The following is a 14,845-nucleotide window of genomic DNA, read 5'->3' on the forward strand; positions in this document are numbered from 1 at the left end:
ACGCACGGCGGGCGTGGTGCGGGCGTTCCTGTGCAGGGCGATCAGCATGCTTGGACCTCCGGAGGTGATTGCAGTGACTCTATCAATCCTCGCATCACCGCTCGGGCCATGAAGAGTGGATAGCGATTCTCGCTTATGCAATCATCCGGGATGCGACAGATAGGTGTCCGTAAATCAGGGGCAAGATCACTGGGAGCGGACTATGTCGCCAAATCCGCGCCGAACGGACGTACGCTGCTGGCGGTTTCTTCGCCGCACTATGCCAACAAGAGCATTTATCCGAAATTGCCCTTCGATCCGGTCAAGGATTTTCGGGCCGTTGCCGGATATGGCGAGGCATGCCTTGGCTTGGTGGTGCCGGAAGATTCCCCGTTCAAGAAGATCCAGGATCTCGTGACATTTGCGCAGGCCAATCCCGGAAAGCTCACCTATTCCTCCTCGGGCAATGGCGCCGTAACACATCTGGCCGCGGCGGAGTTCCTCTCCCGTGCCCATGCCACTGCGGTCCACGTTCCCTACAAGGGCGGTGATGGCGCCGTCGCGGACGTTGCCGCCAACCAGATATCGTTCACCTTCGCACCGCTGACGGCCGTAGTGCCGCTGGTCGAAGGCAGGCGGATGCGTCTGCTGGCCGTCAGCTCCGCCAGACGGGTGGCGTCCGTCCCCCATGTCCCGACGGTGGCGGAATCCGGATTTCCGGGGTACGAGGTCGTGTCCTTTTTCGGTTTTCTCGTACCGGCGGCCACACCCGATGATCGGATCGCGGCCCTGTCGCGTGCCATGGTCGCGATCGCCAAGACCAACCAGTTCGTGGACTTCGCGACGCTGCGCGGATTTTCTGTGCATGTCACCGACAGCGTGGAATTCGGAAAGACGCGTCAGGCGGAAATGGAGCACTGGGCTGCCCTCGTGGCGAAAAGCGGCGCCAAGCAGGAGTAATCAATTCATAGCGGGTTATGGCAGTTCTTCGGATAAGCCCGGAGGCTTTGCCGCGTCCCGTGCCGATTCATTGGGAAAGCGTTTCATGAAGATCTCGAAAATAACTCCCTATTTCTTCAATCCGCGCAGCAGCCGGAATCTGCTGCTCATCCGTGTGGAGGCCGAGGATGGAACCTACGGCTGGGGCGAGTGCTATACCAGCCCGCGCAAGGAACGGGTGGTGGAAATGTTCATCCGGGAAATGACGCCCTACGTCATCGGACGCAGCGTTTTCGATATCCGCCACACCTGGAAAATCATGTTCGACGATTTTGCGGTGCGCCGCGGATCGGTGGACCTTTCCTGTGCCTGGAGCGGCATCGAGATCGCCACCTGGGACATCATCGGCAAAATTGCGGGCCTGCCGGTCTACAAGATGCTCGGCGGCGCCAACCGCGAAAAGATCCGGCTCTATGCCAACGGCTGGGCCGACCAAGCCCGCGACCTCGACGAACTGTGCGACGCGGCCCGCAAGACGGTGGCCCAGGGCTGGTCGGCGCTCAAATGGGATCCGTTCTCCGGACCCTGGCGTACCTTCATTGCCAAGAGGGAAGAAGACGCGGCGGTCGAGAACGTCCGCGTGCTGCGCGAAGCGGTGGGGCCGGGCGTGGAACTGCTCATCGATGCGCACCGCCGGGTTGCGCCGCAGCAGGCGATCTTCTTTGCCCGCCGGGTGGAGTCTTACGGGATCATGCAGTTGGAGGATCCCAGCCTCGCCGACAACATGGACCTGGTAGCGCAGACGCGGGAGGCTTCCTCCATCCCCATCGTCACCGGCGAGACGCTCTATTCCAAGGAGCAATTCATCCAGGTCTTCGAGCGCCGGGCGGCCGACGTCATCAACCCCGACGTCACAGTGGCCGGCGGCATCCTGGCCTGCATGGAGATAGCCGCGATGGCCGAGCCCTACGGCATCGCCTTCAGCCCGCACAACAACAACACCACGGTGGTGGGCCTGGCCGCGACGCTCCATCTGGCAATGGCCAGCCCCAACTTTCTGATCGGCGAATACTTCGTCAGCCTGGCGCCTGGCTGCGATCCCATCGGGACCCAGCGCCCCCGCGTCGAGAACGGCTGGGGCCACGTGCCCGACACGCCGGGCCTGGGCATCGACGTGGACATCGACGAGGTCCTCGCGTGGCCCTACCAAGACCTCGGCGCCCGCAACCTCCGGCATCCCGAAGACGAGTTCCCGAAGGAAGGCTGCGTCTGAGCGCGCGGCACGGGCAGCTTTTCGACAAGCGCGCCTTCACCGTATCAAGAACAGGAGACAATATGCACAGATCCAGGCTCACCTTTCTCCTCTGCGCGTCGGCGCCGCTGTTCGCGCAGGCGCAGTCCCCGGTCGCCATCTTTGGCGTGGTCGATGCCGGCGCGGGGCGCATCAGCACCACAGGCACGGGCCACGCATCGGGGCTGTTGACCGGCGGCAACGGAACCAGCCGGCTGGGCTTCCGGGGTTCGGAGGATCTGGGCAGCGGCTACTCGGCCGGCTTCCACCTGGAGGGAGAGCTGCAGACGGACACGGGCAATGCCAACGGCTTGAACTTCATGCGACGTTCCACCGTGAGCCTGTCCGGACCCATGGGCGAGATCCGCATGGGCCGGGACTTCGCGCCCAGCTATCTCAGCATGAGCCTCTACGACGTGTACGGGCAGCGCGGTTTCGGGTTCGTGGAGAACTATGGTCCGACCGCCGGCGTGATGACTTCGGGCGGCAGTACCTTCAGCTATATCCGCACCAGCAACTCCGTGGCGTACTTCCTGCCAGCAGGCGCGTTGAACGGCACCGTGCAGTACGCCTTCGGCGAGCGCAACTCGCAGACCGCGACCACCGCTGCCAACAGTTCGAAGCAGGGAAATTACATGGGAGGCCGGCTGGGCTATGCGAGCGGGCGGCTGGACGTCGGCGCAAGCTACGGCGTTTTCCATGACGTGAGCTGGGCCGCGGCCTATGTCGCTGACTACACGGTCGCCAACGTCGGCGGCTCCTACAACTTCGGCGTCGTGAAGCTCCTGGTGCTGGTCCAGAGCGAGTCCATGTCCGGCCGGGCGGGCCAGGCTGGCTTCCGTTTCAACACCTACTCGCTGGGCGCCAGCATGCCGGTCGGCGGCGGCGTGGTCCGCGCGAACTGCAGCAGGTATGACAACAAGACGGCAGGCCAGTCCGACCGGGACGCCCGGAAGTTCGCGCTGGGCTATATCTACCACCTCTCCAGGCGCACCGCGCTCTATGCCGACGTGGCGCGGGTCAGCAATTCCGGGGCCGCGGCCTTCGGCATCGGCAACATTGGCGGCAGCATCTCCGGTGCTGCAGCAGTTCCGGTGGCGGGCGGCAGGGCCACGGGCTATGCCGCAGGCTTACGTCACATTTTCTGAGCCGGGCAGCCGCCGTCGCCTCAGATTCATACATCATAGATCATGCATGATGTTGACGCGTAGGAATGCGCGGCCGATACTGCGCCGCTTCAACGGCAAATACACGGAGACAGACATGCACATGGACAGGCGAGGGGCTCTGGCCCTGGCAGCCGGCAGCCTCGTGTTACCCGCCATGGGGTATTCGGCGGAGCCCGCCTGGCCGCGACAGGTGCTGAAGTTCGTCAACCCGAACGTGGCGGGCGGCACGTCGGACATCCTGGGCCGCATGGTCGGCATCCCGCTGGCGAAGGCGCTGGGTCAGCCGGTGATCGTGGACAACCGACCCGGAGGCAATGGCAACGTGGGCGCTGCGCTGGTGGCGCAAGCCACGGACGGGCATACGGTGATGGTCAGCGACATCCCGTCGCTCGCCATCAGCGAGACGCTCTACCAGGACTTGCCCTACAAGCTCGACCGGGACCTGCAGGCCGTTGCGATGCTGGCCTATTCACCGCACGTGTTCGCCGTCACCGCGGACCTGCAGGCGCATGATCTGCAGGGGCTGGTGGCACTGTCGAAGAAGCGGCGCGTCAACATCGCCCTGCCGTTTCTGGGAACCCCCAACCACCTGGGCGCGTTGGAACTGGCCCAGCGGGTGGGCCTGTCCTGCCAGTTCGTTCCCTACAAGGGCGGCGCCCAGGCGCTGGCGGATACCGTGGGTGGAACAGCCGACCTCGTGGTCACTTCGGTGCTGCCGGCGATTCCGCTGCTGCAGGCCCGCAAGCTGCGGGCTGTGGGCATTTCCGGTCGAGCCCGTTCGCCGCTGCTGCCGCAGGTGCGGACCATCGCGGAGCAGGGCGCACCCGGTTTCGAGACCGGCAGCTGGCAAGGCGTGACCGCCCCGCGGCGCATGGCCGAGACCGCCGTGGACCGCCTGCAGGTCGAACTGCTCAAGATCGCGCGCTCGGCCGACTTCGCCAGGCGCCTGACCGAACTCGGCGCCGAGGCCGCGCCGCAGGACCGCCGCGAGATGGCCGCCTTCATCAAACAGGAGTCCGCGCGCTGAAACGCCGTGATCGCCCGGTCCCGGGGTCAGCTCGAATCCGTCAACTGAACCAAGGCCCGGATGCGGTCATGCGACGTCGTCAGGCTTCACCACATCTGCGCCGCCGCTACGGCAGGCGCCTGGAACAGCGGTGCCGCAACCGAGGCGTAGCCCAGCTGTGCCATCGCTTCCATCGTGCCTTCCTCCCTCGCAGTGCGTCGAACATCCCGGCACGCCTCACAGCGCAGCCGCCCTGGCTAGAACCTGTTCCCCCTGACCTTCCTACCCATGCAAGCCGCTCGATATTCCCTTGACGATCTGGTCGTGTTCGGCCGTGACCTGCTGGCCGCGGCCGGCATGGAACTCTCCAAGGCCCAGCGCGTGGCGGAACTGCTGATGCTCTCCGACGCCATGGGCCGCCGCACCCACGACCTCGCGTTGATTCCGCTGTACCTCTCCGATATCGCGAAGGGCGGCATGACACTCAGCGGCGACTTCGAGATCGTGTCCGACCGGGGCGCTGCGCTGGTCATCGATGCACGCCGCCTGCCGGGCCTCTGGCTCATGGACTCCGCGATCCAGCTCGCCACCGATCGCGTGGGGCGTTACGGCGTGGTGTCGGTGGCCATCCGGCGCAGCCACCACATTGGCTGTCTTGCCGCGTTGGCGAAACAGGCCGCCGACCGCGGCTTGGTCATCACCATCGCCAATTCCGAACCATCGGCCCGGCGCGTAGCGCCCTACGGCGGCAAGGAGGCGCTGTTCACGCCCAACCCCTTCGCGTTCGGCTACCCCGGGCCGGACCATCCGGTGCTGGTGGATATCTGCGCGAGCATCACTACCGTGTCCATGACCCGCACCAAGTACGCGGCGGGCGAGCGCTTTGCACATCCCTGGCTGCTTGATGCCGATGGCCGGCCGACCAACGACCCCGCCGTGCTGGAACACACTGAGCCGCGCGGTTCGCTGCAGTTGCTGGGCGGACAGGAGTACGGGCACAAGGGTTTCGGGCTGGCGCTGATGATCGAAGCGCTGTCGCAGGGGCTCTCCGGCTATGGCCGCGCGGACAAGCCGGTTGCCTGGGGCGGCGGCAACATCTTCTTGCAGGTGCTCGATCCCGCTTTTTTCAGCGGCCGCGACGAATTCGAGCGGCAGACGGACTTCTTCGGCGATGCCTGCAGGGCCAGTCTGCCCGTCGATCCGGCCCGCCCCGTCCGCCTGCCCGGCGACGAAGCTGCCCGCCTGCAGGCGCAGGCCGAACGCGACGGGCTGGGCTATATGGAGGCGACCTAAACGGCGCTCGAGGCCGCTGCGCGACAGTTCCGGGTGAGGATGCCTGGCACGCCCTAGCAGTTGCCCCGGGGCGGCTACCCGGCAGAGACACGGGCCTGCCTCGGCAGCTAGGAGCGGCTCCCCATGACCGCCTGGCGGAAGCAGATAGCAGCAGCAACCTGCCGCATGACGTCCATGGATGTCCGGGCGTCGTTCCAAGCGAATGGGCAGGCGGCCGAAGCCGACAAACCATGCATGGGCCCCTCTGCGCCAGCCAGCGGTGCTTTCCCGTGCGCTCGCCATTCTCGACCTCCCTTGCCGGCAATCCTGTTCGGTACGTCGCGACCTGGCCGATGCGCTGGGCACCGTGCGCAGTTGTTGCCTTATGCCCTGCCTGTGTCCTGCAGCGGCTGGCGGAACAGCGCCGGCCCACGCGCCCGAAGCAGTGCCAGGATGCGCGCGGCCGCCGGGGAAAGATAGCCTGCACGCCGGTGTGTCACGCCCAGGCTACGGCGCAGCGTGGTCGCCGCGAGGCGCACTTCCTTGAGCACGTCGGTGTCGCGCTGCAGCGCTAGCGTGTGGCGCGAAACGAAGCTCAACAGCTCGGTGCGCGCCACCATGCGTGGCAGCAGCGGGATGGTGTTGGCCTCGATCTGCACCGTAGGCCGCGCGAGTCCCACCGAGGCGAAGGCGGCGTCGATCCATTGACGGCTGGCGATGGTGGGTGTCGGCAGCGCCCAGCGGTAAGCCAGCAGAGCTTCCATTGTGATGCGCCGCTGTGCGAAAACAGGATGCGTGGGGCTTGCAGCCACGACCACGACGTCCTTCACGATGGCGTGCGACACGAGGTCGGGATCGCGGTCGGCTGTCAAGCCTATCTGCAGGTCCAGCCGGCCTTCGCGCAGACTTTGCCACAGGTCGGTGCTGGAGCCGGTGACGATGTCGATGGTCGTTCCGGCGCCGTCGGCCAGTGCCAGCCGGCACAGTTCGGGCAGCAAATGATCGGCCGCGATCGGCCCGCTGCCGATGCGCACATGGCCCGCGTGGCCGCGGGCGAAGTCGCTGACCTCGCGCATCGCGTCCTCGGCCGCGCCGCGCAGCATGCGGGCGCGCGCGAGCAGCACCTCGCCTACCGGCGTAAGCCGGATGCCACGGCCGGCGCGTTCGAACAGCGGGCTGCCGAAGGCCTCCTCCAGCCGCTGAATGCATTTGGACAGCGCCGGCTGGCTGCGCGCCAACCGGTCGGCCGCGCGGCCCAGGTGGCCGGCTTCGGCCGCAGTCTCGAAGTAACGCAGGTCGCGCAGGTGCAGATCCATGGAATGAACAAAATTTATCGATGGATCGATATTATCGAATGGACGGAATGATTCGTCGTTTCCAGAATGGTGGGCATTCATAGCAACAAGGAGACTCCAGATGCTTTCGGGTTCCCGCATGGCGTCCCCGGCCACTGTGCACCGGCGCAGGTTTGCCCTGCAAGCGCTGGCCATCGCGGCCGTGCCATCGCTGGCAGTGCCGATCTGGGCGCAGGGCCGCTACCCAGAGCGGCCGGTTACGCTCGTCGTGCCGTTCGCGCCAGGAGGCAACATCGATTTCACGGCGCGCGTGCTGGCCGAGCCGCTCGGCCGCCTGCTGGGGCAGCCGGTCATCGTGGACAACCGTCCGGGTGCCGGCGGCGTCATCGGCGCAGCCTTCGTCGCGCGCGCCAAATCCGACGGCTACACGCTGCTGCTGGCCAATTCGGGGCCGAACGCCGTGGCCAACGCGGTGAGCCGCAAGGTGCCGTACGACGGCGTGAAGGACTTCACCGTGGTCGGAGGCATCACCACCAACCCGGCGGTGCTCACCGTGTCCACGCGGCTGCCGGCCGCCAACTTCGCGGAATTCGTCGCCTATGCGCACGCGCGCAGCGGCGGCGCCAGCGTCGGTACCGCGGGCAACGGCTCGTTCACCCACCTGGTGATCGAGCTGGTCCGCGCGCGCACCGGCCTGCTGCTGACCGCCGTTCCCTACAAGGGCACCGGGCCGGCTGCGGCCGACCTCATGGGCGGTCAGCTCGATGCCATGGTCGACCAGGTCACTACGGCCGCGCCGCTGGTCACGCAGGGCCGCGTGAAGGCCATCGCCCAGCTGGGGCCTCGGCGCTCGCATTTGCTTCCCAATGTGCCCACGCTGGCAGAGCAGGGCTTTCCCGATATCGATGGCACGCTCTACACCGGCCTGTTCGCACCGGCTGGCCTGCCGACGGACGTGACCGAGCGGCTCGCCGCGGCACTGGAAGCGGCACTGCGCGATCCATCGGTGCGCAAGCGCTACCACGACATGGGCGCCGACGTGTCGACCCGCCCGCGGGCCGACTTCGCCCGCTATGCCGAAGGCGAGGCCCGCCGCTGGGCCGAAGCCGCGCGTGCGTCGCACGTCTCCATCGACGAATGATGCGCGGCGAGGAGGCACACCTGCCCATGGGTACGCTGCCCGCACTGCCGCAGGGCGCCTGCGACAGCCACATCCACATCAACGATCCGGACAGATTCGCCTATGTCCCGCAGGCCTCGCTGCGCCCGCCGCCGGCCACGGTGGCAGACCTTGCCCGTGTCTGGGCGGGCCTCGGCCTGGAGCGCTGGGTGATCGTCCAGCCGTCGAGTTACGGCACGGACAACCGCTGCACGCGGGAGGCTGCGGCCCGGCTCGGCGGCCGCGCGCGCGCCGTGGTCGTGATCGACGTGCAGACGTCGGATGCCGAGGTCGCCCGGCTGCACGCGCTGGGCGCGCGCGGCGTGCGCTTCAACCTGCTGCGGCTGTCGCCGGTGGCGGCTGTGGCCATGCGCGAGATCGCCGCGCGCATCGCGCCGCACGGCTGGCACCTGCAGCTGCATGCGGCGGCCGACGACATCCCGGCCCTGGCCGGCACGCTCGGCCGGCTGCCCGTGCCGGTGGTGTTCGACCACCTGGGTCGGCTGCCGGCCCGCGATGCGGCCGCGCACCCAGCCTTTGGCGCCATCGCCGGCCTGCTCGACGCCGGCCGCGCCTGGGTCAAGCTGTCGGGTGTCGAACTCGTCGACGATGCCGATGCCCCGGCCTGGCGCCATGCCGCGGACATCGCCCGGCGTTTGCTGGCGCTGGCGCCGCAACGTATGGTCTGGGGCTCCAACTGGCCTCATCCGGCCCATGTGGTGCACGGTCGGGAGACGCCGGTGCCGGCCGACCTGCTGCGCTGGCTGGACCGGGTCGTCGGCAACGACGCCGCAGCCTGGCAGGCCGTGCTGGCCGACAACCCCGCCGTGCTCTACGGCTTCGGCGCACCGCCCCTTGCTTCCTCCTCCACCCCCTTCCCATCCACAACGAACGCATGAGCTACACCATCTTCGTGACCGCCCCGCGCCTTGCCGCCGCCGGCGCTGACCTGCTTGCTGCCGCGGGTGCCCGCGTCATCTACCTGGAGAACGCCGACAGCGCCGAGGAGGCCGAGCGGGTGCTCGCCACCGAGCCGGTCGATGCCATCATCTCCCGTACCGTCGCGCTCAGCGCCAAGGCGATTGCCTCGTGCCCCACGCTCCAGGTCATTTCCAAGCACGGCGTGGGCGTAAGCAACATCGACGTCGAAGCCGCCACCGCACGCGGTATCCCGGTCTATGTCACGCCGGGCGCCAACGCCCAGTCGGTGGCCGAGATGACGCTCGGCCTGCTGTTCGCCGCGGCCCGCCGCATCGCCTGGATGGACGGCGAACTGCGGGCCGGCCGCTGGAGCCGCGCGCAGGACGGCATTGAGCTGCGCGGCCGCACGCTCGGCCTGCTCGGCTTCGGCCAGGTCGGCCAGCGCGTGGCCGTGGTGGCGCAGGCGCTCGGCATGCAGGTCGCTGCCTTCGACCCGGCGCTGCAGGACCAGCCGAGCCCGGTCGCCGGCGTGCAGCTGGTCGGCAGTCTCGATGCACTGCTGCCGCTGTCGCAGGTGCTGAGCCTGCACGTGCCGCTGAACCGCCACACCCGGGGCCTGATCGACGCTGAACGCCTCGCGCGGCTGCCGCGCGGCGCCATCCTCGTCAACACCGCCCGCGGCGAGGTGGTGGACGAGGCCGCGCTGGTCGATGCGCTCAAGAGCGGCCAGCTCCATGCCGTCGGCCTCGACACGACCGTGCAGGAGCCGCTGCCGGCCGACAGTCCGCTGCTCGCGCTGCCCAACGCCGTGATCACGCCGCACGTGGGCGGCTCCACGCCTGCCGCGCTGGCCGCCATGGCCTCCGGCGCCGTGCGCAACGTGCTCGGCTGGCTGCGCGGCGAGCCGTCCGACCCGTCGGCCTGCGTGAACCCGGCGGTGCTGGCTGCGCACGCCGCAGCCTGATGTCCTTTTTGTTTTCTTCTGGAGACCCCATGACCACCACGCCTGTCCAGTGGCCCGCCGGCTACCGCATCAACCCCCGCGCCGAAGGGCCCGGCGCCGACATCGTCGAAGCCTTCCAGGGCCTGCCGGCCGCGGCCATCGGCGACGCGATGAGCCGCCAGATCGGCACGATCGGCCTGCGCCAGTACCATGCCCGCATCGACACGCAGATCGCCGGCCCGGCCTTCACCGTGCGCGTGCGCTCGGGCGACAACCTCATGATCCACAAGGCGCTGCTGATAGTGCAGCCCGGCGACGTGCTGGTGATCGACGGCGGCGGCGACGTGTCGCAGGCACTGGTCGGCGGCCTGATGCGCACCACCTGCGTGGCCCGCCGCGTGGCCGGCCTGGTGATCGACGGCGCCGTGCGCGACCTGGCCGAATGGGCCGAGGACGGCATGCCGATCTTCGCGCGCGGCCACACCCACCGCGGACCGAGCAAGGACGGCCCGGGCGAGATCAATGTGCCGGTGTCCGTCGCCGGCCTGGCCGTGCTGCCGGGCGACCTGATCGTGGCCGACGCCGACGGCGTGATCGCCGTGCCCGCGGCCGAGGCGGCCGACGTGCTCGCGCGCACCCGCGCCCACCTGGAGAAGGAAGCCAAGATCCGCGAATCCAACCGCACCGGCACCGCCGACCCCGAGCGCTTCGACGCCGTCCTGCGCGCCAAGGGTCTGCCTGTTTAGAGAACAACCCCCGAGCCGCCGCGCGGCTCCCCCTTCTCTCGCTGCGCGGGAAGGGGCGGCGCCAGCTGCGGGACGGCCCTTGCGCGGCGTCTGCTGGCTTTCGCTGTGCCGGCTCCAAGGGCGCCTGCACCCATTCATCCATCCATCTCGCCATCACACAACGGAGATATGACCATGCAACGTCGCCAACTGCTCGCCGCCGGCTCTGCCTTCGCGCTCGGCGCGTTCGCCGCCGGCGCGGCCCACGCGCAGGGCTCGTGGCCCGACCGGCCGATCCGCTTCATCGTGCCGTTCCCGTCGGGCGGCGGCACCGACATCTCCTCGCGCCTCGTGGCCGAGAAGCTCACCACGGCCAACAAGTGGGTTGTGGTGGTTGACAACAAGCCAGGCGCGGCCGGCAACATCGGCCTGGACGCCGTCGCCAAGGCGGCACCCGACGGCTACACGCTGGGCATGGGCCAGGCCACCAACCTGGCGATCAACCCGTCGCTCTACAGCAAGCTGCCGTTCGATCCGCTGAAGGACTTCACCGCGATCGCCCAGGTGGCCACCCAGCCGATCGTGATCGCCGTTCGCAACGAATCGTTGTGGCGCACGCTGGCCGACTTCCTCAAGGCGGCCAAGGAGAAGCCGGGCGCCGTGGGCCTGGCGCAGGCCGGCAACGGCACTGTGGGCCACCTCGCGGGCGAACTGCTGGCGCGCCGCGCCGGCGTGACGGTGCTGCAGGTGCCCTACAAAGGCGCCGGCCCGGCCATGACCGACCTGCTCGGCGGCCAGGTGGATGTGTACTTCGGCAGCAGCGTCTCAGTCATGCCGCAGCTCAAGGGCGGCAAGGTGCGCGCGCTGGCCGTCACCTCGGCCCAGCGCCTGCCGGCGCTGCCGCAGGTGCCCACGGTGGCCGAGTCGGGCTACCCGGGCTTTGACGCATCGACCTGGCTCGGCGTGGTGGGTCCGGCCGGGTTGCCGGCAGACATCGTCACCAGGCTCAACACCGAGATCGTCAAGCTGGTGAAGACCAAGGATGTGCAGGAGAAGCTGGCCTTCGAAGGCGCTATCCCGATCACCGGCTCGCCCAAGCAGTGCGACGCGCAGATCCGCGCCGAGCATGCCAAGTGGGGCGCCCTGATCCGCGAGGCCAAGATCAAGCTGGACTGAGCGGCTCCGCGACGCCACTTCCACGACAACGAGAGACAAGCACCATGCCTTCCCACTTCTCTCCCCTGCGACGCGGCGCGGCTGCGCTGCTGCTTCTTTCTGGCTGCGGGCTGGCCGCGGCGCAGGCCGCCTGGCCCGAGCGGCCGGTGCGCATCGTCGTGCCCTACGCGGCCGGCGGCACCACCGACTTCGCGGCCCGGCAGGTCGCGCAGAAGCTCTCCGAGCAGACGGGCAAATCCTTCTATGTCGAGAACAAGGCCGGCGGGGCCGGCACCATCGGCGCGCAACTGGTCGCCAAGGCGCCGCCAGATGGCACGACCTTCCTGACCAACGACACCAGCTACGCCATGCTGCCGGCGCTGTTCAGCAAGCTCCCCTGGGACCATGCGCGCGACCTGGTGCCGGTGACCACGCTGCTGCATGCTCCGGTCGTGCTGGTGGTGCCGGTCCATTCGCCGTTCCGCACGCTGAAGGACCTGGTGGCCTATGCAAAGGCCAACCCGGGCAAGCTCAACTACGGTTCGGGCGGCTCCGGAAGCTCGGCGCACCTGCAGGGCGCGCTGTTCAACAGCGAAGCCAAGATCGACGTGACCCACGTGCCGTACAAGGGCGCGGGCGAGGCGATGCTGGCCGTGGTGGCCGGACAGGTGGACCTGCTCATCACCGCGAGCCCGACAGCGCTGCCGCAGGTCAAGGGCGGCAAGGCGCGTGCGCTGGCAGTGACGGGCGGCAAGCGCCTGCCGGCGATGGCCGACGTGCCGACGTTCGCCGAGGCCGGTGTGCCGGGTTACACGATCGGCAACTGGTTCGGCCTGCCGGCGCCGCGCGGCACCGACCCCAAGGTCATCGACCGCCTTTACGGGGAAGTGCGCAAGGCGCTGGCCGACCCGGCGCTGCGCGAACGCCTGGCGGCCCAGGGCGCGGAGCCTGGCGGCCTGTCGCCAAGCGAGTTCGCCGCGCTGATCCAGAAGGAAACGAAGCTGTGGACGGCCGCGGCGCAGGGCGCTGGCCTCAAGCCGCAGTAACGCAGAACGCACAGAGGCACGAACCGACGATGTGGAATCTTTCCTTCGCCCCGCCCGAGGTCATCGAAGCGCGGGTGCTCACCCGCCTGCCCGATGACTTCCGCCAAGCGCGCGTCACGCCGTGGAGCGAGGCCAACAAGCCGGGCCAGAGGATAGACAGCTTCCTCGAAGGCCCGTCGTTCGACCGCGACGGCAACCTGTGGCTGACCGACATTCCCAACGGCCGCATCTTCCGCGTCGATGCGGGCGGCGCCTGGACGCTGGCGGCGCAGTACGACGGCTGGCCCAACGGCAGCGCCTTCCACCGCGACGGCAGCCTGTGAATCGCCGACTACCGCCGCGGCATTCTGCGGCTGGCACCGGGCGCCGACCGGCCCGAGGAAGTGCTGGGGCACCGCCACAGCGAGTCGTTCAAGGGCGTCAACGACCTGACGTTCGATGCGCGCGGCCGGCTCTGGTTCACCGACCAGGGCCAGAGCGGCCTGCACGATCCCACCGGCCGCGTGCTGCGGCTCGATACCGCCGACGGCCGGCTCGACGTGCTGCTGTCCAACGCGCCGAGCCCCAACGGCCTGGCGCTCGATGCGCACGGCGCGGCGCTTTACCTCGCGGTCACGCGGGCCAGCGCGGTCTGGCGCGCGCCGCTCGTGGGACAGGGCGTGAGCAAGGTCGGCCAGTTCCAGGGCTTCTTCGGCGCCAGCGGTCCCGACGGCCTGGCGGTGGACGTGGACAACCGCCTGGTGGTCGGCCACGCGAGCCTGCGTGGCGCCTTTGTGCTCAATGCGCTCGGCGAGATCACGCACTACGTGCGCAGCCCCGTGGGCGCCACGGTCACCAACGTCGCCTTCCGGCCCGGCACGCGCACGCTGGTGCTGGTCGAATCGCAGACCGGCACGGTGCTGGAGGCAGACCTGCCGGCCGCCGGCCTGCCCCTGTTCTCGCACAGCTGACGGGAGTATGTGTCTGTAGCACTAGTAAACAGAGCGCTATAAGGGTGTAGGGTGGGGGTATGGCTATCCGCCACTGCCTGGAAGCGCACGGGCGACTTCGCCGAACGCCTGCTCCACCACGTCGAACGCCCGCCGGTCCACGTCGGCCGCGCGCCGGGCCATCGCGAGGTGGCGGCGCGGCCCGCCGGCGCCGAGCGGCAGCGCCTGCACCGGGTAGGCGTCGAGCAGCTGGTGCCGCGGGCGCGGCACCACCGACACGCCGAGCCCCATGCCGACCATCGCCACCACCGGGTCCATGCCCGGCAGCTCGATCAGCGCCGGCTTGCCCGGCACCTGCGCCTGCACATAGTCCGCCGCGATCTGGCCGGCGATGACCCGGTGGTCGAGCCGGATCCACGGCTGCGTGCGCAGCAGCCGCGCGGCATTCCCGGCCGGCAGCGCGGCCGGTGCCAGCAGCACGAACTCCTCGACCAGCAGGTCCGTCCAGCGCAGCCTCGACGATCCGCCGCTCGGCGGGCGGATCAGCACCGCCACGTCGATGTCCCCGGCCTTGAGCTGCTGCAGCAGCGTGGGTGTGGTGCCGCGGCCCACGACCAGCGCCACCTGCGGCGCGCGCTCCTGCAGCAGCGCGAAGGCGCCGGGCAGCAGCGTGGTCAGCGCCGAGTCGGTCACGCCCAGGCGCACCCGGCCGGCCGGCACGTGGTCGGGCGCCAGCCGCATCGCGTCGATGTCGGCCACGGCGCGCTCCACCGTGCGGCACAGCGCGGCCGCGAACGGCGTGGGTCGCGCGTTGCGGCCCGAGCGGTCGAACAGCGGCTGGCGGAAATACTGCTCCAGCTGCTTCATCTGCAGGCTGACCGCGCTGGGAGTCAGGTTCACCCGCTCGGCCGCGGCGGCGAAGCTGCCGGTCTCGACCACCGCGGTCAAGGTGGAAAGCGCCTGGAGTTTCATGAGTTTTTCTCGTGGATCGAACGATGAATCATCGCCCATCGGCC

At 68.9% G+C, this 14,845-nt stretch carries 15 protein-coding genes; 13 read left to right on the forward strand and 2 right to left on the reverse strand.

The features are described from left to right. Positions 1 to 150: 150 nt before the first annotated feature. The 5 genes from GAK38_RS09315 (at position 151) to GAK38_RS09335 (ending at position 5,677) form a co-directional block, all read left to right on the forward strand. Positions 151 to 939, forward strand: coding sequence for a Bug family tripartite tricarboxylate transporter substrate binding protein (locus tag GAK38_RS09315; RefSeq protein ID WP_325343463.1), 789 nt, complete (start codon positions 151 to 153; stop codon positions 937 to 939). Positions 940 to 1,024: 85 nt separating this feature from the next. Then, a complete protein-coding gene (locus GAK38_RS09320; RefSeq protein WP_325343465.1) occupies positions 1,025 to 2,191 on the forward strand; it encodes a mandelate racemase/muconate lactonizing enzyme family protein in 1,167 nt (388 codons plus the stop codon). A gap of 62 nt (positions 2,192 to 2,253) precedes the next feature. After that, complete coding sequence (locus GAK38_RS09325; RefSeq protein ID WP_325343467.1) at positions 2,254 to 3,357, forward strand: porin; 1,104 nt, start codon at positions 2,254 to 2,256, stop codon at positions 3,355 to 3,357. A gap of 175 nt (positions 3,358 to 3,532) precedes the next feature. Then, positions 3,533 to 4,405 (forward strand): Bug family tripartite tricarboxylate transporter substrate binding protein, encoded by an 873-nt coding sequence (locus tag GAK38_RS09330; RefSeq protein ID WP_325343468.1) that lies wholly within the window; start codon positions 3,533 to 3,535, stop codon positions 4,403 to 4,405. A 267-nt stretch (positions 4,406 to 4,672) separates the two neighbouring features. After that, the gene (locus GAK38_RS09335; protein WP_325343469.1) at positions 4,673 to 5,677 is read left to right on the forward strand and encodes an Ldh family oxidoreductase; all 1,005 of its coding nucleotides are present in this window, start codon (positions 4,673 to 4,675) and stop codon (positions 5,675 to 5,677) included. A gap of 362 nt (positions 5,678 to 6,039) precedes the next feature. Here GAK38_RS09335 and GAK38_RS09340 read toward each other — a convergent pair whose 3' ends face one another. Continuing rightward, complete coding sequence (locus tag GAK38_RS09340) at positions 6,040 to 6,972, reverse strand: LysR family transcriptional regulator (protein WP_325343471.1); 933 nt, start codon at positions 6,970 to 6,972, stop codon at positions 6,040 to 6,042. 100 nt (positions 6,973 to 7,072) lie between these two features. Here GAK38_RS09340 and GAK38_RS09345 point away from each other — a divergent pair, with 100 nt between their 5' ends. The 8 genes from GAK38_RS09345 to GAK38_RS09380 all read left to right on the forward strand — a co-directional run bounded on the left by GAK38_RS09345 (position 7,073) and on the right by GAK38_RS09380 (position 13,850). After that, entirely contained in the window at positions 7,073 to 8,092 is a 1,020-nt protein-coding gene (locus GAK38_RS09345) for a Bug family tripartite tricarboxylate transporter substrate binding protein (RefSeq protein WP_325343473.1), read from the forward strand. Positions 8,093 to 8,118: 26 nt separating this feature from the next. Further along, the gene (locus tag GAK38_RS09350) at positions 8,119 to 9,009 is read left to right on the forward strand and encodes an amidohydrolase family protein (RefSeq protein WP_325343475.1); all 891 of its coding nucleotides are present in this window, start codon (positions 8,119 to 8,121) and stop codon (positions 9,007 to 9,009) included. Next, complete coding sequence (locus GAK38_RS09355) at positions 9,006 to 9,995, forward strand: hydroxyacid dehydrogenase (RefSeq protein WP_325343477.1); 990 nt, start codon at positions 9,006 to 9,008, stop codon at positions 9,993 to 9,995. The genes GAK38_RS09350 and GAK38_RS09355 overlap by 4 nt, the downstream gene beginning before the upstream one ends. Before the next feature lie 29 nt (positions 9,996 to 10,024). Next, positions 10,025 to 10,720: an RraA family protein gene (locus GAK38_RS09360; protein WP_325343478.1), complete on the forward strand. Its 696-nt coding sequence runs from the start codon at positions 10,025 to 10,027 to the stop codon at positions 10,718 to 10,720. Positions 10,721 to 10,888: 168 nt separating this feature from the next. Then, positions 10,889 to 11,875 carry a Bug family tripartite tricarboxylate transporter substrate binding protein gene (locus tag GAK38_RS09365; RefSeq protein ID WP_443089183.1) on the forward strand — a complete coding sequence of 329 codons (987 nt, stop codon included), beginning with the start codon at positions 10,889 to 10,891 and terminating at the stop codon, positions 11,873 to 11,875. 44 nt (positions 11,876 to 11,919) lie between these two features. After that, a complete protein-coding gene (locus tag GAK38_RS09370) occupies positions 11,920 to 12,900 on the forward strand; it encodes a Bug family tripartite tricarboxylate transporter substrate binding protein (protein WP_325343482.1) in 981 nt (326 codons plus the stop codon). 29 nt (positions 12,901 to 12,929) lie between these two features. After that, on the forward strand, positions 12,930 to 13,223 hold the full coding sequence (locus GAK38_RS09375; protein ID WP_325343484.1) for an SMP-30/gluconolactonase/LRE family protein: 294 nt from the start codon (positions 12,930 to 12,932) through the stop codon (positions 13,221 to 13,223). A 30-nt stretch (positions 13,224 to 13,253) separates the two neighbouring features. Next, positions 13,254 to 13,850, forward strand: a complete 597-nt coding sequence (locus GAK38_RS09380) for an SMP-30/gluconolactonase/LRE family protein (protein ID WP_325343552.1) — start codon at positions 13,254 to 13,256, stop codon at positions 13,848 to 13,850. A 63-nt stretch (positions 13,851 to 13,913) separates the two neighbouring features. Here the strand turns inward: GAK38_RS09380 and GAK38_RS09385 are convergent, their stop codons facing one another. After that, positions 13,914 to 14,801 carry a LysR family transcriptional regulator gene (locus GAK38_RS09385; RefSeq protein ID WP_325343485.1) on the reverse strand — a complete coding sequence of 296 codons (888 nt, stop codon included), beginning with the start codon at positions 14,799 to 14,801 and terminating at the stop codon, positions 13,914 to 13,916. Between the last annotated feature and the right edge of the window lie 44 nt (positions 14,802 to 14,845).

Origin of the sequence: Xylophilus sp., from assembly GCA_009914555.1 — a bacterium.
Classification (GTDB): Bacteria; Pseudomonadota; Gammaproteobacteria; order Burkholderiales; family Burkholderiaceae_C; genus WNDY01.